The following is a 25,314-nucleotide window of genomic DNA, read 5'->3' on the forward strand; positions in this document are numbered from 1 at the left end:
TGAAAATTACCTAACTCGACTATTGTCGCTCCAGTACATAATACATATTACACGCTATTCACAAAACGTCAACAACAAAAAAAAGCGCATTTTAAAAACTCGCCTTTTTGGTGATTAATAATGAAAGAAAATTCTCTCTAAATCAACTTTTGTAATCCCTTTCATTAAATTATTACATTTTCGTAACATCACAATTTTAAATTTGATTGCACGTTTGGTCAAAGCTAGATGTTTCAATTTGAATGGTGACATGACTAATATGAAAGGTTGTTCGCAGGGCACTGGTGATATCTTCTAAAATAACTTGCCCCTCAGTGGCAGTGCCATTTAACGAGAGATGAACCGTTAAGGCAGTTTCAGTAGTTGACAATGGCCATATATGCAAATCGTGAAACTGCGCCACACCGTTATGATTAGCAATATACTGCGCAATAGCTGCCTCGTCAATACCATCGGGCACACCATTCAACGCCAAGTTAAATGTTGATTTAATCATTGGCCATGATGTGATTGCAATCACCACACCAATAATCATCGAAACAATGGCATCTATTGCAACCCAACCGGTCCATTGAATGAGCAAGCCAGCCACAACAACACCCAAAGACACACCTGCATCAGCTAATAAATGAACGTACGCTGTCTTTTCATTGAGGTCATGTGACTGATGTCCGTGCTCATCAGGTACACCAGAAACTCTAAACAAGAATGCGGTCGAAAAATTAATCACAATACCAACAGCTGCTACAATCATAATTGTAGTCCCACTAGCATGACTGACATTCGCAGTAATCAAATCCCTAACACCCTCATAAAATATAGTTACGACGGCAAATATTAAGAGTAAAGAATTAAAAATACTGGCTAGTATTGACAAATTATGCCATCCGTAAGTATGTTGTTTAGTAGCTTTCAAACCAAAAACAACCACTGCTAACCAAGCAATTATGAGCGCTAAGACATCACTCAAATTGTGAAACGCATCAGCAAAAAGTGCCGTCGAATGGGCAATTTTTGCAAAAATTAATTCTGCCAAAACAAAAACAATGTTTAAGGTAATCCCAATCACATAAGGTCTTTGTTTCATTTTTAAAGTTTGATTTGTAAGTGTCATCTCGTCTCCCCTGAAATATACTACACTCATTCTACCACTTAATATGAAAAACTGTTCATATATTTCAAGTTTGCTGAAGATTAAGATAATGCTGCGAAAAAGTCACCCGCGTCTCCAACAATTTGATCAATGGAATAGGGCGTTGCAATATATTCTAAATTGACAGACATAACCGTTGCTTGCGGACTAGCATATTCAAGCAGTCCGGCAAATGGATAGACCTGAAAACTCGTCCCCACAATCACAATCAAGTCAGCTTCTCGAACCCAGAGTGCTGAACGCTCAACCTCAAAGGGCATTTCTTCATAAAATGTAATTCTTGTTCGTAAAATGGCGCCATCAGCTCTTCTCATGCTCTGCAAATAATCACGATAATCGGCTTTTTGGCCATCACGTGGTGCATAAATATCATAGAGAGAACCATGAAAACGAATCAAATTTTCTGGCTTCGAGCCTGCTTTAACATGTAAATCATCAACGTTTTGCGTGATAATTTTGGCTCGATTAGTTTGTGTCAAGGCAGCCATTTTGTCATGAATAACATTCGGTTTAGCTTCAGGAAAATACATATTATCAATCATAAATTGATATTGTTTTTCTGGTTCATTTTGAAAAGCCGTGGCACTCAACAAGTACTCTGGTCGTAAGGCAACACCATCATATATTCCGCCTTTAGAACGGTAATCAGGAATGCCCGAGAGCGTTGACACGCCCGCTCCCGTCATAAACACAATATGATTAGCGTCGTCAAATCGCTTTTGAATTTCTGGTGTGACTAACATAATTTAAACTCTTTCGATGTAAGGTAATGCTAATTTTTTAAACAATTCTGAGACTTTCATAGCATATAATGCTTTGAAAAAAGCTGGTCGATCCGCTTCGTTTTCAGGTGGTGTAATGACAAAACTATTCTGCTCATCCCCCTTATTTAGACCGACATAAGCTGTCTTTTTGGTCTGAAAATCTGTCATTTCCGAATGGAAAATCGTAAATACCTGATTAACTGGTAATGCGAGCTGGCGTTGAGACAAAACACTTGTTAAGGTAACATACTCTTTTGCATTTACAGTAGGCTTTCCCCACTGGGTTAAAACTTCGTCAACACCAACAAATAATGTTACCATTTGGTGTCGAATTTGGCGTGATTGCTTCAAATCTGCCTTTAATATTGGCTCGGAAAGTTTCTGCGCAGCCGTATATGCGAGCGGATACTTATTTGCTAGAACAGCTGTAAAATCATTGGCCTCAACTAAATTATCGGCAAATACCAAGGCATCTAATACCATGAGCAAACGCCATAAACTCTCATCATCCAGATCACCATTTTCTGGCGTTAGTTCAGACTGAACACCTGCCAAATAAGCATCAGCCGTTTGTTGTGTCAACATTTGCTTTTTGGCTAATTCTCGGTAAGTAATCGCGTGAACAACTACGCGATGCATACGCGTTGCAATTTGAATTAATTGCTCATCTAATTTGTCATCCTTAAATGTTAATGCAAAAAATACTTGTGGTGTTATGCCATTGAAGGTTAGTAACATCTTCAACAGTTCATTAGCTAACAAAAAATCGCTCTCTGTTTCTTCCGCAATTTCAATCAATAAACGTTGTCCCAAGATTTCTTGATTGACACGATCAATATGCAAAGCACCAGTGTTTTCGGTGCCCACTCGACTCATAACTGTGCCGGGATAAAGCTGGTTGACAGCATCTAGTAAAGATTTAACTTTTGGATTCATTTCTTATCTCCATTAATATTTTAGTTGCTAATTCAGTATCAACATGCTTTTCAGCCATTAATCTTGGCACCAAGCGTTTAACTTCATCAACTTCAGCACCGACTTGCATGGCTAATGCACGGTATTGCATACGCATATGTCCTTGCTGAATGCCGCCGCTCACAATCGCCTTGAGAGCAGCTAAATTTTGTGCTAAACCAACTGAGACAATGACCATACGTAGCTCATCCGCATTGACATGTCCTAGTATAGCTAAGCCGTTTTGAGCAGCTGGCAGAACAGAAATCGCACCGCCAACTGTTCCCACGCTAATTGGCATAGTCAGTTCGCCATGCAATTGGTTATTTTTGATGGACCAAGTTGTCAGTGCCTGATATTGTCCGTTACGACTGGCATAAGCATGCCCACTCGCCTCAACGGCACGCCAATCATTGCCAGTCGCTAAAACTACAGCGCTAGCGCCATTGAAAAGCCCCTTATTTTCTGTCGTCGCGCGATAAGGATCACTTTGCGCAAAATGATTGAGCGCAACAATTTGACGTGCTACGTGTTCGCCCCCCACTCGTTCAAATGCAATGTCTGCCGTAGCAGTCACTAACTGTTGGGTCGCATAATTAGACAAAATAACACCCAGTGGATGAAACGATTCAAAAAGTGGTAACTCAGCTTCCAAAATAGTATCGACAATATTAGCGCCCATGGCGTCTTGTGTATCAATAATAAAGTCAACGCTTGTTTCATTTTCAGATACCTGACGCACAACGACGTCTAAAAGGCCACCACCACGTTGATAGATTGATGGTCGTGCTTGTCGCGCAATATCCAATATTTCTAAACGATGGGCTTGTACATAATCAGCTAAAGATTTTTCAGTTACAAACATCATTTGCCCAATCATCGCTGTGCGACCAATCTGAACATCAATGCCCGCAGACAACATTTTTGCACCATTATTTGCAGCAGCAATCACGCTGGGTTCTTCAGTTGCCATCGGCACTTGATAATGTTGTCGATTAATCAGTAAATCACGGACAACGCCAATCGGTACTCGAAAATCACTAATATAGTTTTCTACTAGTTGTGCATTAACTGTACTTTGTTGTTCTGACAAGGCAGCACGGACATCATCATCAATCGTTAACAGCGCCAGCCGTTCATCAGGTGTTAATTCATAAAACTTTTTAGTCATGTCTTTGTGATAAAGTTTCCGCGATTAAGCCTTCGCGAACCCCACTTTCTGAGAAAATAACTTTGGGCGCTTCAATCAAGCGCATCAAATTAATGAGCGGTAAAAGGCCACTAATAATGATATCAGCACGTGTCGTCTCCAGACCGGCCACTTGCTCACGATCTGCTCGTGTCATGTAACGAATTTCATCAAAGATCGACATCACCAATTCGTAGGACATCTCATAGCCATGAATTTGATTAATTTCGGCTTCGCCAGACCGCGTGCGTGCCATGCGTGCTAGTGAACGATTGGCGCCACCTAACAAAATAACAGGCTGGCCTTTTTGTGAAGATAACCAAGGTAAATTTTGATAAGATTGCACAATGTACTCACTAGCCACTTCAATGTTGCTCTGAATCACATCATTGGCTAGCATGAATTGTTCGGATAAATTCACCGCACCAAATGGCAAACTGACCGCCGCCATGTTTTTGGCGTGATTAACAGCAATGAGTTCAACTGATGCCCCACCGGTATCTAAAATTACGCCCGCTTCAACTTTTAGCGTTGCTTGAACACCTAGATAATCATAATAAGCCTCTTGGTCACCTGTCAAAACTTGAAATGTAATTCCCGTAGCTGATTTCACACGCGCCAAGAATTCTGATTGATTCTTGGCTGTTCTCACGGCTGCTGTGGTAATCGCTCGTACTTCCGGTTCAAATCTTGCATAACGCGTCTGGAAATAACGTAATGCACCAATGGTTCTCACCATTGGTTCTTCTTGCAAAATCAGCTCCGCACCCATATTTTGCGCAATGCGCGTGTCCTGCTTTTCCCGAACAATCTCGGTATACGTGCCATCTTTATGTAATTCTTCGACCACCATTCGAGCAGAGTTGCTGCCTAGGTCAACGATCGCTAAATAGCTCATAGTCTTATCCTAATTTTGATTTTAATAATTTAATTGTAACACATCTAGTCATAGCAACCGATAACAAGGATAACTTCTTAAAATAGTAATAATATATTAAAAAAATCACTATTATTTATAAATTGGTTAGTCCATGTTAAACTGGTTATTATGAAAATACTTTTGATGGCGCTAGGCGCACTGAGTTTTGCCATTGGCACAGTTGCAATTTGGATCCCAGGCATCCCGACGACCGGATTTTACGTTTTGACTGCTATTTTATGGTCTAAATCTTCAAAACGACTCGACACATGGCTACAAAATAATAAATATTACAAGCAATACGTTCATCAAGGTGTCTTTGAACGCCAGCTCCCTTTAAAAGCTCGTATCATCATCTATTTGGTGACGGCTAGCATGATGGCTATTCCATTCTTCACAACTGATTTAGTGTGGCTAAAAATCGTCCTCCCACTCACTTCATTGACACAAATTATTTCTATGGAAAGCTATTATCGTGGTTATCTTTGGCGTGATGGCATTCCTTTTATGAAAAATAATAACAAATAATGTGGATAAATTAGGCAACACAAAAGGCACCGACAGTTACTTGCGCACTGTTGGTGCCTTTTAGCTTTCTCATTGTGGATCAAGCGTTTCATTAATCATATTCAAGTTATACTCAGCAATGTAGGCATATAAGGCTGGTACAGATCCACCAAACTGGGTCCCTGTATTTTTAGCTTTCAAATCTAATGACTTGCGCAAAAGCGTTGTAGCGCGTTGTTTTTCTGTCTCAGTGACCATTTGATAACTGACACCATTATACATATCGCCAACACCTTGTATATGTTCTGAAGTTTGGTTTTTAGTAGCAGACATATATTTCAACGCTACCGTGGTAAGATTATTGAACTTCATATCTGTCTGAACATTTTTGGAAATCGAACTCATAAATTTAGCGTTGAGTAATGTTTTTGCACTGGCCGACTTTTTAAGCAACGCCTTTAAAACTAACCGTTGACGCAACTGACGACCATAATCCCCTTGTGGATCATCATAGCGCATCCGAGAAAATGACAAGGCTGCATAGCCATTCATTGTTGTGTAAGTTTTAAAGTTCTTGCCATCGGCCGCATATTCAAACTTTTCTTTACCTTTATAGAATTTATACACGTCTGGCTTATCGTTGTCTGGTTGATAAGTGAATGTCAATGGTGACACTACTTTGACACCACCAACCTGATTAATCAACTTCTCCAAACCACCCATATTGACTAACGCATAGAAATCAATCGGAACATTCAAATAATTTTGTAACGTTAGTATCGTCGAACTCACACCGCCAATAGGAAATGCCGCATTTAACTTTTGTGGAAAAGTGTTCTCATGGCCCACAATCGCTACCATAATGTCACGTGGAATAGACATCATTGTAGTGGTTTTCTTTTTTGGATTGACTGTGATAAGCATCATCGAATCAGTCAATCCTGTGCGATCACGATCTAAGGCACCAGTATCAGTCCCCAAAACTAGAATCGAAAAAGGTTCTCCTTTTTTCAAAACTTCTTGGACATCACGCGCTTTTGTGACCTTTGCACTACGATACATTTTGTCAACAGATGTTTTCACATTACTCAACACCATTGACATCATGACACCGCCGACAATTACCAGCAATAGTAATATTGCAGCAATCCATCGCCATTTTTTGCGTCGCTTTCGTGGTCGTGGTGGCTGTCCATTTGGTACTGGTGCTGATTGTCGACGTGCCGCGCGGCTCATATTGTTTTCCATAACTTGTACCCCTAGTGCGTTCTAAAAATTTATTATACCATTATTTACACATTATCGTTTTGATTTACCGATTGTCTTAAAATATGTTGAAGATTTACAGTAGTGGCTATATCAAAAAAAGCTAATGAATAATCATTCACTAGCTAATTCGTTATGAGATGTTATTATGCTAAAGGTTCATTAATCGGCAGCTAATGCGTCAATTGTATTCAACTTGGCAGCCTTGCGCGATGGCACAAAGCTAGCAATTAAGGCAATAACTAGTGAGATAACAACTGCGAAGATAACATTGCCAACAGAAACCTGAACAATATTAAACTTAATCAAACCATAAAGGGCTGCGTTCATTGCAAATTGAGCTAAGTAAGCCACCACAATACCAAATATTGCTGAGATAATACCCATTAATAGGGCTTCATTCGTAAAGAGGCCACGAATATCTTTTGAACGTGCTCCCAAGGCACGTAACACACCAATTTCTTTTGTACGTTCTGAAACAGACATGTATGTTGTCACGATAATCATAATTGCTGAGACAAATAATGAAATACCAGCAATTGCAGCTAATACATACGACGCTAAGCTGGTAATCGTGTTAATTGTTTTCAACACGGAACCAAGTGAAATGGCAGCGACAGCTTGTTTGCCATTGTCTTTCAAGTCATTGACTGCATCAACAGTTGCTTGAATTTCTTGAGTATCTTTGATTGATAGTGTCAAGAAATTGGCTGTCGTCACAGCATTTGCTTTGGTTAAATCCTTTTTGATACCAGATGCTGTTGCAGCAAAGATTGTGCCACTTTGACCACCATCAGTAATACCAACAATTTTCATCGTTGATGTCACTGGTACTGGTTGGTTTTGAGCGTTATAAGCAACATACGTATAAGTGATATTTTTATTGAGTAATGACTTCCAATTTTTGTTGGCCTTCTTGGCAAAAGCCTTGTCGATCACAATTTCATTACTTGCCTTTGGCTTACGACCAGCCTTAATAACTTTGTCGGCATAGGCCGGTGTCCATGTTTGAATCTGTGTACCAGCCTGTGATTGCGTATTACCATATTGGAAGACAGCACCATTGAATTGATAGCCTTTATAGACTTTATCCACATGCTTAACCTGATCAATCTTCTTGATAAGTTGATCTGATATGGTAGTAGATGTGTAATCAGTAGCAGCCGCCTGCATTGTTGCTTGCGCACGTTCAGTAGCAGTAGCGTCTTTGCTATCCGTCGTATTTTTTAACACAGTTGGGTAATTAGGGTTAGCTAGCGAGTTCACTTGATCATTAATATAACCCTTAATACCGTTTCCTAGTCCCAAGAATAGAATAACTGAAAAAACTCCAATTGCTGATCCTAAGATAATCAGGAAGTTTTGTAGCTTTTTGAATTTCAAATGGTCAAACGCCATGTCCCAAACTGATCCTTGTGATAGAGGTCTAGATGTTAGGCGATCCGTTGTAGCAGGTGTTTCAAACCGTGGCTTAAGATTCTTTTCCTCATCTATTTTACCATCAGCCATGTGTAAAATACGTGTGCCGTAGTCTGCAACTGCTTGAGAATGTGTGACAACAATGACTAATTTGCCTTCTTGCGCAATTTGTTCAAGTAATTCCAATACTTCTTTGGTATTCACAGAATCCAACGCACCAGTTGGCTCATCAGCGATCATCACGTCAGGATCAGCCGCCAACGCGCGAGCAATTGCAACACGTTGCTTTTGTCCACCTGACAGTTGAGAAGGATATTTATGAATGTGTTCTGCCAAGCCAACTTTTTTTAACAACTCCGTAGCACGTTGCTTACGTTGTGAAGCTGACAACGTCGTCATATTCAATGATGTTTCAACGTTTTCCAAATTAGTTTGATAGTTAATCAAATTGAAACTTTGAAAAATATAACCAATTGTTTGGCGGCGGTAAACATCAAGTTTCTTTTCTTGTTTGTGGTCTAACTTCTCACCATTAACTTCAACCGTTCCTTCGAAATTTCGGTCTAAGCCACCAATGATGTTCATTAAGGTTGATTTTCCACCACCAGATTCTCCTAGAATTGAGACAAATTCACCTTTTTCAAATGACAAATCAATGCCCTTTAAAACAGGAAATTCATCTTTTCCGAGAAAATATGATTTGTGGATATCAGTTAGTTTTAAAAATGCCATGGCTGATTTCTCTTTTCTATAATGTGTGTTTAGTTTATCATAAGTATTCCACGATGTAAATTATTCTTCGTTACACAGTAGTCCAGAGACTGGTAATCAAAGCAAAGTTTAATCGGTCACAATTTGCTCGTGCACGTACTCTGCATACAGTTCGTGAGACGCCAAAAGTTCTTGATGGGTACCGGAACCAGTAACTTCACCATGTTCAATAAAGTAAATATTGTCCGCATCAACAATTGTAGATAAACGGTGCGCAATGACTAAAGTTGTGCGATTTTCCATCAATTTTTCTAAAGCACGTTGTACCATCGCTTCTGATTCAGAGTCTAAGGAGGCAGTTGCTTCATCTAACATTAAAATTTTTGGATCACGCAAGAATGCGCGCGCAATCGCCAAACGTTGTCGCTGCCCACCTGAAACTTTGACCCCACGCTCGCCAACTTGTGTGTCCAGTTTTTGGGGCATTTCAGACACAAATTGTTCTGCATACGCCAAATGCAATACATGCCACAGTTGCTCATCAGTGTAGGTTTCTTCTAGACCGTAAGTCAAATTTTCACGAATTGTTCCCGCCATAATGGCAGAATCTTGGGATACAAATCCAATTTGTCGCCGCCATGAACTCAAACTAACATTGTCAATATTATAGTCACCCACCTTTATTTCACCTGACGTGGGTTGGTAAAAACGTTCAAGTAATTGAAAAATAGTGGATTTGCCGCCACCAGACGGGCCCGCAAAAGCGACTATCGTATTTGGTTTAGCCTCAAAAGTGACATTCTTTAGAATAGGTTTACCACTTTCATATTCAAAGTCAACTTGATTAGCGACAATTGTTTGCCCTTCAACATTAATACTGTCACCCTTAGTTAAATCTTCAACTGGTGTGTCCAGTAACGTAATTAAGCGTTGTGTTGCGCCTTGTGTTTTAGCAAAAGTTGATCCAAATGTCCCTACCGACACGAGTGCAGGCATAATTTGGAACAAATACATAATAAAACTAAACAACGTTCCCATATTGGACTCGCCCTTAGCCACGCGCAGAGAGCCAACTACCAGTATTAAAACAAACAATCCCATCATCACCATGGTCATGATGGGTCCCATAACACCATCAACAATTGCTTCGCGACGACCATATTTAAACAAATTTTGAATCTGTTGAGCGCCCCGATGCAATGCAAACTTTTCCGCACCAGATGACTTAACTAACCGCATTTCTGATAGCGTTTCTTGTGAAGCGCCAGTAAATTCAGCCATTGCATCTTGTGTTGCATGACCTACTTTTGATCCAAAAATAAAGACTGGTGTTACCAAAAGAGCAGTAACGGGTACGGCAATAAAAATCCAAATGGCCATGTGCCAGTCAGTAGTAAACATTAATATCACAGCACCAACCATGGCAATTAAGTTAGTTAAAAAACTTGGTAGAGCGTTAGCAACTAGTGTTTTCACTTGCGCAGTATCGCTGGTCAGACGAGACGTTGTTTCACCAGATTTAACTTGATCATAGTAAGAAATTTTAAAAACAACAAGTTTATCCCAGACGATTTGTCGCAAATTTCGTACTAACTGTTCGCCAGCAACGCCAGTTAAAAAACTACCTAATGCTGAAATAATCGCCCCACCAACAAAAAGAACTAAAATTAACGTCACCAATGAACTACTTAAATGAATATGACTGAAATTTTTTCCTGTAAAAGAGTTAATTAAATTTCCTGCATACTTCGGGGTCAGTAAATTAAAGACAACACCAATGATTGAAAAAAACAAACCAGACGCCATCCATTTAAACTGTGGGCGAGATATTTTGATTAAGTGCCACAACCCAGACACTTTTGCTTTAGGTTGTCCTTGACTATTTTGGTATGCCTTTGCATGCCCATTATGATCAAATTCTGCCATTATACTGCATTTCTCCTAATACATAAATTTTAACAATGACGACAATAATTGATGGTTATGAAAACCAATTATTATCGTGTCGATTAAAGCCGTGTTTTGCCATATGTTCACGTTGTTGTTGCATGGCTTTAGTAAAGCGCTCATTTTGTTTGAGGTGCGCTTGTTGCATATGATTAAACATCATGCGTTCGTGCCCTTTGAAATTATCACTAATACTTTTAATAAAAGTCTCCGAAGCAACATGTTCATTTAAACGCTTCAAATATTCACCAAATGCCTGCCGCTCATCCTCACTAAAGATACCAAAAATATCAGCCTGAAAATCTTGACGAGTATTGTCTAAATACTCAAGATGTTGTCTGCCATCATCCGTAATTTTGACACGAACAACTCTAGCATCTTCTGAATCTTGGACACGTTCAACATATTTTGCAGCCTCAAGCTTTTTAATTAGCTGTGTCACAGATGCCGGCCGAATATCTAATATATCGGCAATGGTCCCCGCTGTCAGGTGATTCGTTGTTTCTACTAAAATTCTTAATAATCGACGGCTATTATCTGGTTTTTGGTTTTGTCCGCCATACAGTGTGCGCGCTGCTACCCAAATTGCTGGTTGATGTACCAACCGCGTTAACTCATCAAAAATTTCTGTGTTATCCATTACTTACTCCTTAAATATTTATTTAGTTTAAATTTAAATTAACAAAATATATATTAGTCTTTTTAGTTTGTTTTGTCAACTATAAACTAAATAAATGATTTGAGTTGTGACAAACAAAAAAAACAGCTTTCGCTGTTTTAAGGTTTTAGACACTATACTACCATATAAAATTTTAAATTAGTCAACCAAATAACCAAAAAGGGTGAAAATAAACATAAACAGCCAGTCCTATAATTATCAAAACAACAGCGAACCACACAATATATACACCCATGCCAAACTTTAGCCACTTCATCCATTTCATTATTTGTGCCCTTTCCCTACTCCCGCCCAAGTTGCACCATTGGCAGTGCCATTATAGTCACAAGACCAACCGCCATAAAAAGCTGTCGTAATTGCACCTAATTCTGTAAAATGAGAGACGTGTGTATGATCCCACTGAGAAGGGGTTGCTTTTACAAAACATGCAGCTGATGCGTTTGGCCAACTGTCATTACAATACCAGCCATTTTTAGCTTGTTGACCACCAGAAAGCTTAATTGCTAATCCAAAACCATCATCAGTTACTTGATCAGCCTCTGTCCTCAACGATGTGTTAGAAAATGAAAACGAAAATCCGATTGCTCCTCCACTAATCGAAACAGAATCAGAAGATGAATTTGCACTTAAATAGTCAAACAAGTGAACTGTATCATTATATGACCAATAAATGATAGTATTACCACTATTAATAATTTGGGTCGGCTTGGGGCAAATATGAGAATCTTGTGCAGCACCCACTGTCCCAAAATCATCTGAATTTAATTCTTTTTGATATGTCTCTGCATCTAATTTTTCAGAACTACCATCAATATGTTTGTATTTAATATGCTTAATTGGGAGATGGTGAATCAATTTGAGCGCCACTAACAACAAGAATAGCCACTAAACAACTTACCATGATCATTACAAATATAAAATCAAATCTAAATGTTTTTCCCATTCGCATCACCTCTCAAATGTAACCATAAGTGATTAGCATAATTATGATACTAAAAACTTACAACTGAACCTCAAGACAACAAATCAATACGTGTAGTATAACATTATAAAAATTAGAAAAGGATAAGTTCACAAAAAAATCATATACCATTGACACAAAAATCATATTTATCTATTACTTAAAAAAAAAACAGCTCTCGCTGTTTTAAGGTTTATTTTGAACATACTTCCAGTAGGCATTTATAATTGCTGCTGCAATTTTACCATTAGTACCATCCAAATAATTATTCATCCCGGGAATTGCCATCGCCATTGCCACAGGTTGTCCAGGCACATAAGCAACAATCGATTCTGTAAACGTTTGATGGCCATTAGTTGTTGTTTCAGCCGTACCTGTTTTCGCATAGACATGTGGTGTTAATTTATGCAATTGCGTACCGCCGGTATTATAGGTATCTGAACCATTAGCAACGCGATCCATCCCTTCATGGATAACTTGCCACTCAGCAGAACTCAACTGAACTTGTCCCTGTACATTGGGAGAAGCTTTCCATACTGTCTTCATTTTAGTGCTATTAGGAATACTCTGCAAAACAGAATCAACCAAGTGTGGCTGTATGAGGTAACCACCATTGGCAATTGTTGAAACATAACGCGCTAGTTGCAGCGTTGTGTATGTATCATATTGTCCAAACGACTCATATAAATACTTACCAATGTTTTCACCTGTGGTTGGCCCTCTATAACCGGCTGTTTCACCACTAATGTCAATACCTGTTTTAATGCCTAGTCCATACTGTGCTAACCCATTTCGTAGCGTCTGAAAAGCATCGGAATTAAGGGCTAGAGGTGAACCAGCACTATATGTTTGTCCACCTATTTTCATACCTAATTGTACGAAATAGGTGTTAGATGATCGTTCCAAAGCAGTCTGTGCATCAACGGCTATTGGTGTTCCAGCCTTGTTCCAATATGACGTAATTGTTGGTGTACCTTGGATTTTGATAGCTTGATCATACATTGTAGTATTGGACGTTGATAAGACACCACGCTGGAAAGCTGTCGTCAAGACCGCTGGCTTCACAACCGATCCCATAACAATCGCGTGGTTAATGTTACCGGTTGGGTCGGCCGTTTTCTTATTAGTACCATATTCTTGATCAACACCGGCCATAGCGTATATTCCACCAGTATATGGATTCATAACAGTGGCATAAGCGCCTTGAACATCACCGCCGGGTAAATTATCCTCAAGAATTTTTTGAACCGCCTTTTGGAATTCTGCATTAATAGTCAGCTTTAAGCTGTCTCCAGCCTGTCCATCATACTTGATGCTTGACGATTTCACAGTGCCATCTGTACCAGTCGTCACAACCGTTTGTGAGGCTGAACCCTTCAGCATTGATTCATAGGTCATTTCAAGACTAGAGTTTCCAACTGGCTCATTTTGAGAATAACCTTGGGCTAGCAGCGTATGCAAGCGATCATCAGGCAAACCCGTTGACTCATTAGTAACATTACCAATCAATGCCTTAAAGTCATCACCTTGAGGGTATTGTCGTGACCAACTAGTCCCAATTTTAATACCAGGGAATTGACTGAGTCGTTCACCAATTTCAGCTAATTCTGTTTCTGACACATCATCTTCTTTAATAAATGTCGTTGACAGCGCATATGCACCACTCATGCGCTGAAAAATCATCGCATCATTTTCATTAACAGAATCAATCAGATGATTTTTTTCAACATAATTAACAGATAAATCAGTTAACTGTGTCGCTGTATAAGTTTCACCCTTTTTCTTAGATTTGTTAATTTTTTTCTGGACAGCTGCTGCCTGTTTGGCATCTGCTAAATAAAAGTCAGCCTTGGATCGATCACTTAACCGAGATGTATCAACAGTCAGGTATTTACCTAATTTTTCAGCCGTTTCGCGCATGGTCGTAGAACTAATATTGGTTCCACGAGTGAAAGTAATAGCTGTTTGCGCCTTATTTCCAGCAATAACACGACCAGTTGAATCATAAAAAAGCCCACGCGGTACGTTGCCTTTTTCAACTGTTTCATCACTTCGATTAACTTCTGCTTTATAATCAGATCCCTGCTGAATCGTTAAAAAAGCTAATTGCACGGTGAGTGCAATCATCAGTAACAAGGAAATCCCTAACAATATATTTAATCGTGTTGGCAAATTAGCCCGCGCGTCGTTTTTATTATCACGATCCTCTAAATATGGGTTGCGTTTCATGTTTTTACCGCCAAGTTTGAATAATTACTCTATCTAGCTTACCACATTTACACATTCACTCGCTAAAATTTCCTGAGATAATTAACCGCGTCCAATCAAAGTTTTCAATAAACGATAGATTTTATATTTAATAGGATTGACAGGCATGGTGAAGTTACCAACTAATTGACGGGCATACCCATTGAATGAAGTTTTGAAGCCCAATACACCATCACTACCATTAAATTTACCAGCAATGCCATAGAAATTGTAACGCTTAATCCCATGCTCAACTGCACGGTTAATCATAAGATCTTGTATTTGATATGGACCATAGTAGTCCATATATTCCTCATAAGTACCTGAATAAAGATAATTCATTTCTTGAGGTTGTTCAATGAACAAAGCACCAGCGACAACCACAACATTTTTACCCGCCGTTTTCTTTTGGTCAGTTGCTTTGTCAATCCGCTTAATATGCTGTTGTTTTTGATCATCAAATTCAGCATATTGACGCTTGAATTTGTCATTATTCGGATACTTTTCTATTTTCTGATTGATTTTTGCTAATTTTTGATCTAGTTCAGAAATTTTATGTGTCTCTTCACTAATGTAATCATCAAAATTTAACTCAGCAAATAAAAAAGTTGCATCATCTTGATACTCATCATACACTGTTTGGTAAAAATTCAAATTTTTATCTTTATAATGTAATCTATTTGCTGTTTTTTGTGTCAACTCTTTAAAATCAGGTAGATCTTCACGTGATAATTGTCGTATTTTAATGCCAAATTGCGCATTTTTCTTCAGATAGTACTGTGCATTTTTTGTAAATGATGCACGCACACTTTTCACGTCAGTTAATTCAGAAATGTCTTTTAAATATTCCCATTCAGGTGAGCCAGCCGTTGTAAATCCATCCACAAAAGGCACATGTGTGAAACCTAAACTTGTCATTTCCGAAATAAAGCTATTGTTTTCATCACCAAGTGTTTCACCATGATCATTTGCAAGCTTGAGTGTCACATTAGGACGAACTTCAACATAAAGCCCACCATTTTGGCGTGAAAATTTAGCAAATTCTGTCATAAAGAAATGAAATAGACTTTGGTTTTCAAAATCAAGTAATGGCCCACGGTCTATTGAGAAGATATAACCCAGTTTGACAGTTTCACGCATCACCAGTGCAGCCGCAACAACTTGTTCGTTTTCTTTAACACCTAGCAACCATATTGTGTACCCTCTTTTTTTCAAAAGGTGGGCTTGTTCGATAGATTGCAAAAACGAGCCAGCTTCACTCTGCTTTTCAAAATTTGCGTAATCTGATTCAGATAATTCTGTAAATTGATATGACATTATTTTACCTCTGCCTTCTACTATACATGAGAACACAAAAAAAGTGGATAACGATTATCCACTTTTAAACATTCATTAATGTGCGTCAATAACAATCCAACCGTTATAGTAACCAACACCTGCTTCAGTGAAGTTAGGGTTGACGATAAATTCAGTATGACCACCATTAACCATGCCAGTTTCATAGTACCAAGCATTAATAACTGTTGCACCAGCGGCAAAACCATTTGCAACAACTTCAGGTGTATTTGACGCTTCATGAGTACCAAACCAGTTTGAAGAAGTGGCGATTGCTTGTGCACGTGCATTCGCTTGTGCAGTTAAAGCAGCTGATACACGAATTGGCTTCAAACCAAGCAAGGCGCGCTTAGCGTTCCATGCATTAATTGTTGCATCAGATGTTGTAACTGTTGACGTGTTACTTGTTGTATTTGAACTAGTGTTTGTAGTAGAAGAACTGTTTGACGAAGATTGATTAGTTGTTGATGATGTTGATGTGCTAGTTGAAGTAGATGTTGTTGACAACTTCAATGTTTGACCAACATAAATCAAGTTAACATTTGAAATACCATTAGCAGAAGCCAATGTAGCAACTGTTGTACCATTGGCTGCTGCAATAGAGTTCAAAGTATCACCAGACTTAACTGTGTATGTACCACTAGTTGTTGATGTTGAAGACGTTGTTGTACTTGATGATGTCGTTGTTGATGATGTTGACGTACCATTAGTTTGCAATGTTTGACCAACAAAGATCAAGTTAACATTTGAAATGTTGTTAGCACTCGCCAATGCAGCAACTGTTGTACCATTGGCTGCCGCAATTTTATTAAGTGTATCACCAGCTTTAACAGTGATTGTATTAGCAGAAACTTGTGCAGCACCTGCAACAGCAAATGCACCAGCAGCTGCAACAACTGACTTTGTAATAGTAGATTTTTTCATATTCTTGAACTCCTGAAAGAGATTTTCATAATTAGTATTTGTTATTTGTTTGGTCTTCTCGACAAGTATTAGTGTATCAAATGGCTATGTCGTGTATATTGGGGATATTTTTCACTTTGTTGTCAATAATTCTGTTTAATCACATTCATTGCAAAACGGGCACTTTAATGTCATTTCTGTGTCAAATTGATTTCTTTTATGTGTCATATGATCGAACCAGCAATGCTGGGATACCAATTTTTAGATAATGTCTGGATGCGAACTTGGTGCGTTCGTCGATGTACTGCAATAAAATGATTACCGCCGACGTATATACCTATTTCATAAGGCTTATTTTGAGTACCCCAGAAAAGTATGTCACCCGGTGTCACTTGTAATACCCCCAGTAAGTGATCCATTTGATCAATTAACTTTTCAGGGTCTTTAGACCAGCGACTACCGTCATTAACTGGTACTTTAGCATGAATAAGTTGTTGTGAAACAAAACGACCGCTATCGCGGTCGTTATATGTTTGGCCAACTTTATTTAAGGCAAGTTGTAAATAATTGTTTTGCATATTACTGTGCGTTAATAACAATCCATCCATTATAATATCCAACACCTGCTTCAGTGAAATTAGGATTGATAATGAAAGCTGTGTGACCACCATTAACCATCCCTGTTTCATAGTACCAGGCGTTAATAACTGAAGCGCCAGCACCAAAACCATTAGCAACCACTTCAGGCGTGCCCGAAGAAGCATGTGTACCAAACCAGTTTGATGACGTTGCAATCGCTTGTGCACGACCTTGTGCTTGGGCTGTCAATGCAGATGAAATGCGAATTGGATTCAATCCCATCTTAGCGCGCATTGCGTTCCATGCATTGATTGTTGCGTCTGCTGTCGTTGATCCTGTACTTGTAGATGCTGATGTTGATGTGCTTGTCTGAGTAGTTTGTGCAGTGGTTGTCTGTGTCGTAGTTGTTGCCGTTGAACCACCATTAGCTTTATACGCATTGTATTCAGCCATTGTCATGTAGCCATCTTTGTTAGTATCGGCAGCCGCAATATAAGTGATTGCTTCTGAAGATGCAGATGAACTTGTTGCAGCTGACGTCGTTGTCGTAGCTGCAGAAGAAGTGGTTGAGCCACCGTTAGCAACATAAGTATTATACTCACTCAAACTCATGAAACCATCGTTGTTAGTATCAGCAGCCGCAATATACTTCAAATTGCTTGTATCAACTGCTGCTGATGAAGCAGTTGACGCTACAGAAGATGCGGCAACAGTTGAAACTGTTGCTGCAGATGAAGCAGCCGATGTCGCTGTTTTAAGTGACAACTCTTGACCAGTTAAGATCAAGTTTTGGTTTGAAACACCATTTAACGATGTCAAAGTTGAAACACTAACACCTGTTTTTTCGGCGATCTTTGATAGCGTGTCACCACTTTGCACAGTATATGAACTACCATCAGAAGACAAACCAGAAACTGATTGCGTTGATGTGCTAACTTCTAGTGAAGTACCTGCTAAGATGAGGTTCTCATTACTGATGTTGTTGTTCTTAGCTAGTTCAGCAACTGTTGTGTTGTTTGCAGCAGCAATAGCTGACAACGTGTCACCAGACTTGACTTCTACTGTATTAGCAGATGCGGCCGCATGACCACCGACAACAGCGGCTGCTCCAGCTGCTGTTGCTAACAAGGTCTTCTTGATATTATTGCTCATATGTATTAACTCCTGGATAGATTCAATTCAAACATTAAATTTTTGATGTGTTATTAAGTATTTCTTAAGAACAATATCCAGTATACCTACTCGGTGTAACGCAAACATTGTATCGTTTTCTCAATCAGATAACAATGTTACAGTATTATGACAACACCCGTTTTAGGCTGATTTTATAAGGTTTTAAAGGGAAATTTTTTTGGATTTTTCAATAGTTTTTGCCAAAAAAGACGACTAAATCATTTTTATAATGATTTAAATCGTCTTTTTTTAAATTTAAACTTCTTAAATTTCTTAATATTTTCTTTAAAATTCGAGTAATAAGCTGCCGTACGTAAATCCTGCACCAAAACCTGTTAGCAGGACACGCTTACCAGTTAAATCAACTGTTTGATTTAATTCATCAAACCCAATCGCAATGCCAGCTGAGGAGGTATTACCATTTTGGATGATGTTGGTTGAAAATTTAGCCATTGGCTCATTCAAAGCTTCTGCAATGTATTCAATTAGGCGTAAATTAGCTTGATGTGGAATGTAATAATCGATATCTTTAGGCAGTAGTTGTTTGTCCCCTAGAAAATCTTTAATGTGTTGCGGAATTAGTGTTGTCACTTCATTAAATACTTCACGGCCTTGTTGTGCAAAAGCATCCGTTTTTGGATAGTTTTCCACAGAAAGTGAGGTCAGTGGTGCTATTCTACCGGAATGTACAACATTTTCATTACCAATTGTGTGCATTTCTTCCTTCGATAAGACACCTGTTCCTTGGGTCGCGGTCATTACAACTGCCCCTGCACCATCACCAAAAAATACTGTACTCGTCCGATCCTTGAAATCCATCATCTTTGAGTTTACCTCAGCAGAAATCACTAAGGCATTTTTATAGACGCCTGAGCGCAAAAATTTATCAGCCGTGCTCACACCAAAAACGAATCCAGAACAAGCAGTTGAAATATCATAAGCCCACGCATTCGTTGCTTTCAAATTGCGTTGTACCAAAGCCGCAGTTGATGGTGCCAGCCCATCAGGCGTGAACGTTGTCACAATAATCAGGTCGATTTCTTCGACTGTTAGATTAGTTTGCGCTAAAGCAAGCCGTGCAGCTTGAGTCGCTAAATCACTTGTATTTTCACCTTGCAATGACATGTGACGTGTTTTAATACCCGTATGTACTTGAATCCACTCATCATTGGTATCCATGATTTTGGCTAAATCATCATTTGTCACAATATCACTTGGCACATAATGTGCACTGGCGAGTATTTTACTTCCAGACATGTCTTTTCACCTTCAATTCATCTCATATTATTGTAGCGGATTTTGAGAATTACGCAAATTGTTCGTTTTAATGCCAGAGCATCGTTAGTTGACAGGGCATGGTCTCGTGCCAATCAAATTCCTGATATACAGCCATAGCTTGTCGATCAGTGTCATCAAATTCACCGGAAATCAGACTTTTTTCCGGAAAAATGGACTGAAAACTCTGCCACAAAGCAATCAATATTTTATTATTGTCACCAAATGTCCAACCCATTTCATAATTCTGTCCATCTTCAAAAACCAAAATGGCTGCAGTTATGTGATGATTATCAACACGGACAATACTGTGTTGTTCATCAAAACTTGAATCATCAAATGTCAAGCGTCGATAATTAATGTTGGGAGAAGCAGGATTGATTTGATGGACACTTTCATAATATTGTTTAAACTTTTGCACCAATTGGTGTCGTTGATTATCATCCAGTTGTGCAACATTAAAAACATCAGAAACCGCACCTTGGTTTTCACTCAAAAGTTGCGCAAAATAGGTTGTACGTACCAGCTTGAAGCCAGCACGTACAAATTTTTGATAACTGGTGTCATCAAAGACACGGGCTATCACACCTTTAGAATTTTCTTTTGCTAGTGATTTAACAACATTAATATTATCCTCGTTAATATTCTCAACATCATTAATTAACCAATTATCTGGATGGTAAGCGTTGATTCTATATAATTTTGTTACCATATATACCACCTCATAATGGACGATTTTCAAAGTTTCGCCAAACCCCGTCATGATTTAGCTTGTAAATAATTTGAGCAATTGTTTCAGGTGACGTCGCCCCTTGGTCTTCGATGAACCAGTAGCGTATCACGCCAAGCATAGCTGACACTTGATAATGAACCACAATTTTCAAATGTTTTTGTGTCACATCCAGCCCAGCACTGGCCAAATTGTCAATAATGGTGCTATATAGCCACGTCAATAATTGGTGTTCAAATGTCATATCACCATTTGATCCCAATAAGTTTGCCAAAAAACGTCGTTGTGTATATAAATAAGTCGTTAATTTACAGACATTTTCCGAAGATATCACAATATTAGCCGTATCATCAAAGACTTTGATATCTAATTCTACCTGTTTCAAATCTTGAAAAATTTGTCGTTCTTTTTGTTCAACTAAATCCATTTTATCTTTAAAATGGCGGTAAAAAGTGCCACGATTAACACCTGCATATTCAGTAATATCACGAACTGTAATATCTTCTAGTTCTGTATTGACCATTAAATCAAGCAAACTATTTAATAGCATTGTTTTGGTTTGCGTCGTTTTATGTTGATAAGCCATTTTAAAACACTTTCTCATGTTATGTTGCATTTGCGACATATCGCCTATTTTTGACGATTGATAATCACCTATTTCAAGATTACGCTAAGTATATCAAAAAAGAACACAACGTTCAATTTTAGGAGGTTTTACATGTTTAAAAAATATAAATTCTGGCTATTAGCAGCTGTTGGTGGCATCGCCTTATCGTTCATCATGGTTTTGTCACAAATACCAACAGTCCATACAACGGTCAAAAATTTACCACTAGCCATTGTTAATGAAGATCCAACTAATTCCATCAGCAAAAAAATAGTTGATCAACTCAAAAAGGTGACTAGTGTTGGTGATAAAAATCCCACTACCCTTAAATGGACAACCGTCAAGTCAACCGCAGCACTCAAACAAGATATGTCCAAACAAAAATTCTACGGCGCTATCATTATTAAACGTCATTTTGGAGAAAACATGGCGACACTAGCAACAGCAACACCCACTAAACCAAGTGTCACAACAGTCATCAATCAAGCCAAAAATCCAACTGTTAGTACTGCGGTTACGAACTTGTTCAGTCACATGACAACAACTATCAGTGGCACGATTTCAAAAAACATCATCACACAGTTTGCCTTGCACCAACAATCGATTCCGATTGTGGTTGCCAAAACAATTACCCAACCACTAAATGTCACTAACCAAATTGTTCATCCAACTGAAAATAAAGTTAATGCAACAGCGATTTATTTTCAGCCCCTTTGGCTCAGCAGTGTTATTATCAGCCTAATGCTTTTCTACGCTGCTAAAGATAGTCAACTTCGTGGTAAAAATAAATACCATCTTGCTACCATGCAACTCATTACTGCTGCTAGTTTAGCGATTTTTATTGGTATTATGACGCCGTTGTATACAACATGGCTACTCGACTATCACTTCCAAAATTTTTGGACCATTGCGCTGTTTGCGACAATTGCTGAATTTTCATTCATCATGATAATTCTAGGAATATTGAGTTGGACGGGCTTTATTGGTTTGCCACTCTTCGTTTTATTGATGTTCTTTGCCCTACCAATTCTACAATTAGCCCCAGAAATGCTATCTCACTTTTACCGCGACAGCATTTATCCTTGGCTGCCAATGCGATTCTTAATTGACGGTATGCGCGGCATTATTTACTATCATGATGGTATTTGGCACACACCTACATTTAATTTGTTATGGGTGATGGTGATTGGTATGCTCTTATTAATTGCTAAAGTATTCTTAGCGCAGACTCGAAATATCATCGCAAAATAAAAAAACATGATTATCTCGTATAATCATGTTTTTTGTTTATTATTTTGCTGAGCGCAAAGACGTCAAACGTTCTTGTGTGGCGGCAAGTTTAGCTTGCCAATCAGCCAATTTTTCTCTTTCAGCAGCAACAACTGCTTCTGGGGCAGCATTAACGAATTTTTCGTTAGATAATTTGCCTTGAGCACGTTTCACTTCACCAGAGAATTTCTTAGTTTCTCCTTCAAGACGTGCTATCTCATCATCAATATCAATCAATTCAGCAAGTGGCACATATATTTCTGCGCCGGTAATCACTTGTGACATTGCCAAATCCGGTGCTTGTACATCAGCGGCAATCGTCAATGACTTAGGATGCGCAAAACGGTTAATATAATCTGCATTGTCATTAAATATACGGATCAAATTGTCATCGTTTGTCTTAATCAACAAGTCGATGGCAGTTGACATTGGTGCGTTGGCTTCTGAACGAATATTACGCACTGCAACAATCAAATCTTGCAGCGACTTAAACGCTGTTTCTGCTGCGTCATTAGTCAATTCGTCATGTACAACAGGATATCGTGTGATAGCAAAATCAGCATTTTTTCCCGCCTGATCTGGCATTTCTTGCCAAATCGCTTCTGTTACGAATGGCATAATTGGCTGCAACAAGCGTAACGTCTGATCCAAAACATAAGCTAATGTTTGTTGAACAGGTGCTTTGTCACCATCGCCATTCAATGTTTCTTTGGTCATTTCGATGTACCAGTCGGCAAAATCATTCCAAATGAAGTTATATAATGAACGACCGGCTTCACCAAATTCAAATTTATCAAAATTACGTGTCACATCAGCAACTGTTGTGTTCAAACGTGCCAAAATCCATTGATCGGCTAGTGTTAATTTATCCAAATCAGGCAATTGTGATGGCGTGTCTTCTGCCAGATTCATGATAACGTACCGCGAAGCATTCCAAATCTTATTGATAAAGTTCCAAGCTGCATCCATCTTATCGTAAGTGAAACGCACATCTTGTCCCGGAGTTGAACCTGTTGCTAAGAACCAACGCAATGCGTCAGCACCGTACTTTTCAATAACGTCCATTGGGTCAACACCATTACCCAATGACTTTGACATTTTGCGACCTTCACCATCACGAATAAGACCGTGAATTAAGACATTTTTAAATGGTCGCTGACCAGTGAATTCCTTACCCTGGAACATCATTCGTGCAACCCAGAAGAAGATAATATCATAACCAGTTACTAATGTATTGGTTGGATAATAGCGGGCAAAATCGCCATCCATTTTTTCCGGCCAACCCATTGTTGAAAATGGCCAAAGTGCACTTGAGAACCAAGTATCAAGCACATCAGGATCACGTTCCCAACCATCCCCTTCAGGCGCCTCTGTCCCAACATAAATTTCTTCGTCAGCCGTGCCTTTGTTCTTATACCACGCAGGAATTTGATGTCCCCACCACAATTGACGTGAAATAACCCAATCACGAATATTTTCCATCCAATGCGTGAATGTGTCTTCAAAACGTGCTGGCACAAATTCAACTTTCTCGTCTTCATTTTGCTGCATGTCCAAAATTTGCTTTGCCAATGGTGCCATTTTGACAAACCACTGCGTAGACAAGCGTGATTCTACTGGCACGCCGGTCCGCTCTGAATGACCAACTGAGTGAACAATTGGGTCAACTTTGAGCATGTAATCACCCGCTTCAAGGTCTGCCACGATTGCTTTGCGCGCTTCAAATCGTTCCATGCCGTTATATTTGCCAGCATGCTCATTCAAATGACCGTCTTCAGTCATTGTGTTAATGCGTTCCAAATCATGGCGATTGCCGACTTGGAAGTCATTAGGATCATGAGCTGGTGTGATTTTTACCATACCAGTCCCGAAATCTTTTTCAACATATTCGTCAGCGATAATTGGAATTTCACGACCAACGAGTGGTACCATGACTGTTTTTCCAATTAAATCTTTGTAACGTTCATCACTCGGATGTACGGCAACAGCAACATCACCAAACATTGTTTCTGGACGAGTCGTTGCAATTTCAATGTAATTCTTACCATTAAAAGTCGTACCATCGGTGAATGGATACTTAACATGATAGAAAGCACCCTCATCATCTTGATAAATTACTTCAATATCAGACAACGCAGTACGTGCTTGTGGATCCCAGTTAATGATGTATTCACCACGATAGATCAATCCCTTGTTGTACAAATCAATAAAGACTTTGTTAACTGCTTTGTTCAAACCTTCATCTAATGTGAAACGTTCACGATCAAAATCCAATGAAAGCCCCATTTTACCCCATTGCTGTTTGATAGTGGCGGCGTATTCATTTTTCCAATCCCAAACTTGTGTTACGAACTTCTCACGACCCAAATCATAGCGTGAAATACCTTCACCGCGCAAACGCTGCTCAACCTTCGCTTGTGTTGCAATGCCGGCATGATCCATGCCAGGCAACCACAAAGTATCAAATCCTTGCATGCGCTTTTGACGAATAATCATATCTTGCAATGTCGTATCCCAAGCATGCCCTAAATGCAACTTACCTGTGACATTGGGTGGTGGAATGACGATTGAATAAGGTTCTGGTTCATTCCCCTGAATTTCTTGATTCGATTCTGGTGCAAAAAGCTTTTTGCTTTGCCAGTTATCATACCGACCAGCTTCAACAGCAGTGGGATTATATTTTGTTGACATATCAATATCGCGCATTGTTATTTCTCCTTTATATAT

21 protein-coding genes are annotated in these 25,314 nt (G+C 39.0%); 2 read left to right on the plus strand and 19 right to left on the minus strand.

Going from position 1 to position 25,314, the window contains the following annotated elements:
* Nucleotides 1-196: 196 nt before the first annotated feature.
* The 5 genes from IAE53_RS08000 to IAE53_RS08020 all read right to left on the minus strand — a co-directional run bounded on the left by IAE53_RS08000 (nt 197) and on the right by IAE53_RS08020 (nt 4,958).
* The gene (locus IAE53_RS08000) at nt 197-1,114 is read right to left on the minus strand and encodes a cation diffusion facilitator family transporter (RefSeq protein WP_200136275.1); all 918 of its coding nucleotides are present in this window, start codon (nt 1,112-1,114) and stop codon (nt 197-199) included.
* Between the two features lie 80 nt (nt 1,115-1,194).
* A complete protein-coding gene (locus IAE53_RS08005) occupies nt 1,195-1,896 on the minus strand; it encodes an NAD-dependent protein deacylase (RefSeq protein ID WP_200136276.1) in 702 nt (233 codons plus the stop codon).
* A gap of 3 nt (nt 1,897-1,899) precedes the next feature.
* Nucleotides 1,900-2,853: a nitrate ABC transporter ATPase gene (locus IAE53_RS08010; RefSeq protein ID WP_188353208.1), complete on the minus strand. Its 954-nt coding sequence runs from the start codon at nt 2,851-2,853 to the stop codon at nt 1,900-1,902.
* Nucleotides 2,837-4,042, minus strand: a complete 1,206-nt coding sequence (locus IAE53_RS08015; protein ID WP_148423546.1) for a hydroxymethylglutaryl-CoA reductase, degradative — start codon at nt 4,040-4,042, stop codon at nt 2,837-2,839. The genes IAE53_RS08010 and IAE53_RS08015 overlap by 17 nt, the downstream gene beginning before the upstream one ends.
* On the minus strand, nt 4,035-4,958 hold the full coding sequence (locus IAE53_RS08020) for an exopolyphosphatase (protein WP_148423545.1): 924 nt from the start codon (nt 4,956-4,958) through the stop codon (nt 4,035-4,037). The genes IAE53_RS08015 and IAE53_RS08020 overlap by 8 nt, the downstream gene beginning before the upstream one ends.
* A 150-nt stretch (nt 4,959-5,108) precedes the next feature.
* On the opposite strand from IAE53_RS08020, the gene IAE53_RS08025 reads away from it, so the two are divergent.
* Nucleotides 5,109-5,507, plus strand: coding sequence for a YbaN family protein (locus IAE53_RS08025; RefSeq protein ID WP_148423544.1), 399 nt, complete (start codon nt 5,109-5,111; stop codon nt 5,505-5,507).
* A 69-nt stretch (nt 5,508-5,576) separates the two neighbouring features.
* Here IAE53_RS08025 and IAE53_RS08030 read toward each other — a convergent pair whose 3' ends face one another.
* The 13 genes from IAE53_RS08030 to IAE53_RS08090 all read right to left on the minus strand — a co-directional run bounded on the left by IAE53_RS08030 (nt 5,577) and on the right by IAE53_RS08090 (nt 21,297).
* Entirely contained in the window at nt 5,577-6,734 is a 1,158-nt protein-coding gene (locus tag IAE53_RS08030; protein WP_200136277.1) for an LCP family protein, read from the minus strand.
* A gap of 180 nt (nt 6,735-6,914) precedes the next feature.
* Complete coding sequence (locus tag IAE53_RS08035) at nt 6,915-8,903, minus strand: ABC transporter ATP-binding protein/permease (protein ID WP_148423542.1); 1,989 nt, start codon at nt 8,901-8,903, stop codon at nt 6,915-6,917.
* A 108-nt stretch (nt 8,904-9,011) separates the two neighbouring features.
* Nucleotides 9,012-10,808: an ABC transporter ATP-binding protein gene (locus IAE53_RS08040; RefSeq protein WP_148423541.1), complete on the minus strand. Its 1,797-nt coding sequence runs from the start codon at nt 10,806-10,808 to the stop codon at nt 9,012-9,014.
* A 55-nt stretch (nt 10,809-10,863) separates the two neighbouring features.
* Nucleotides 10,864-11,469 carry a MarR family winged helix-turn-helix transcriptional regulator gene (locus IAE53_RS08045; RefSeq protein ID WP_188353211.1) on the minus strand — a complete coding sequence of 202 codons (606 nt, stop codon included), beginning with the start codon at nt 11,467-11,469 and terminating at the stop codon, nt 10,864-10,866.
* A 303-nt stretch (nt 11,470-11,772) separates the two neighbouring features.
* Nucleotides 11,773-12,363, minus strand: coding sequence for a hypothetical protein (locus IAE53_RS08050; protein WP_188353212.1), 591 nt, complete (start codon nt 12,361-12,363; stop codon nt 11,773-11,775).
* 292 nt (nt 12,364-12,655) lie between these two features.
* Nucleotides 12,656-14,698 (minus strand): penicillin-binding transpeptidase domain-containing protein, encoded by a 2,043-nt coding sequence (locus tag IAE53_RS08055; RefSeq protein ID WP_148423538.1) that lies wholly within the window; start codon nt 14,696-14,698, stop codon nt 12,656-12,658.
* 81 nt (nt 14,699-14,779) lie between these two features.
* The gene (locus IAE53_RS08060) at nt 14,780-16,033 is read right to left on the minus strand and encodes an aminoacyltransferase (RefSeq protein ID WP_200136279.1); all 1,254 of its coding nucleotides are present in this window, start codon (nt 16,031-16,033) and stop codon (nt 14,780-14,782) included.
* A gap of 75 nt (nt 16,034-16,108) precedes the next feature.
* Complete coding sequence (locus IAE53_RS08065; RefSeq protein ID WP_148423536.1) at nt 16,109-16,975, minus strand: LysM peptidoglycan-binding domain-containing protein; 867 nt, start codon at nt 16,973-16,975, stop codon at nt 16,109-16,111.
* A 203-nt stretch (nt 16,976-17,178) separates the two neighbouring features.
* Nucleotides 17,179-17,532, minus strand: coding sequence for an NlpC/P60 family protein (locus IAE53_RS08070; protein WP_233610712.1), 354 nt, complete (start codon nt 17,530-17,532; stop codon nt 17,179-17,181).
* Between the two features lies 1 nt (nt 17,533).
* The gene (locus IAE53_RS08075; RefSeq protein ID WP_188353215.1) at nt 17,534-18,685 is read right to left on the minus strand and encodes a CAP domain-containing protein; all 1,152 of its coding nucleotides are present in this window, start codon (nt 18,683-18,685) and stop codon (nt 17,534-17,536) included.
* Between the two features lie 306 nt (nt 18,686-18,991).
* Complete coding sequence (locus IAE53_RS08080; protein ID WP_148423533.1) at nt 18,992-19,963, minus strand: beta-ketoacyl-ACP synthase III; 972 nt, start codon at nt 19,961-19,963, stop codon at nt 18,992-18,994.
* A 67-nt stretch (nt 19,964-20,030) separates the two neighbouring features.
* Nucleotides 20,031-20,693 carry a hypothetical protein gene (locus tag IAE53_RS08085; protein WP_148423532.1) on the minus strand — a complete coding sequence of 221 codons (663 nt, stop codon included), beginning with the start codon at nt 20,691-20,693 and terminating at the stop codon, nt 20,031-20,033.
* A 10-nt stretch (nt 20,694-20,703) separates the two neighbouring features.
* A complete protein-coding gene (locus IAE53_RS08090) occupies nt 20,704-21,297 on the minus strand; it encodes a TetR/AcrR family transcriptional regulator (RefSeq protein ID WP_200136280.1) in 594 nt (197 codons plus the stop codon).
* Between the two features lie 132 nt (nt 21,298-21,429).
* On the opposite strand from IAE53_RS08090, the gene IAE53_RS08095 reads away from it, so the two are divergent.
* A complete protein-coding gene (locus IAE53_RS08095; RefSeq protein WP_148423530.1) occupies nt 21,430-22,569 on the plus strand; it encodes a YhgE/Pip domain-containing protein in 1,140 nt (379 codons plus the stop codon).
* A 39-nt stretch (nt 22,570-22,608) separates the two neighbouring features.
* On the opposite strand, the gene IAE53_RS08100 is transcribed toward IAE53_RS08095, so the two are convergent.
* Entirely contained in the window at nt 22,609-25,293 is a 2,685-nt protein-coding gene (locus tag IAE53_RS08100; protein WP_188353216.1) for a valine--tRNA ligase, read from the minus strand.
* Between the last annotated feature and the right edge of the window lie 21 nt (nt 25,294-25,314).

This window comes from Leuconostoc sp. S50 (assembly GCF_016624925.1).
Taxonomy (GTDB): domain Bacteria; phylum Bacillota; class Bacilli; order Lactobacillales; family Lactobacillaceae; genus Leuconostoc; species Leuconostoc pseudomesenteroides.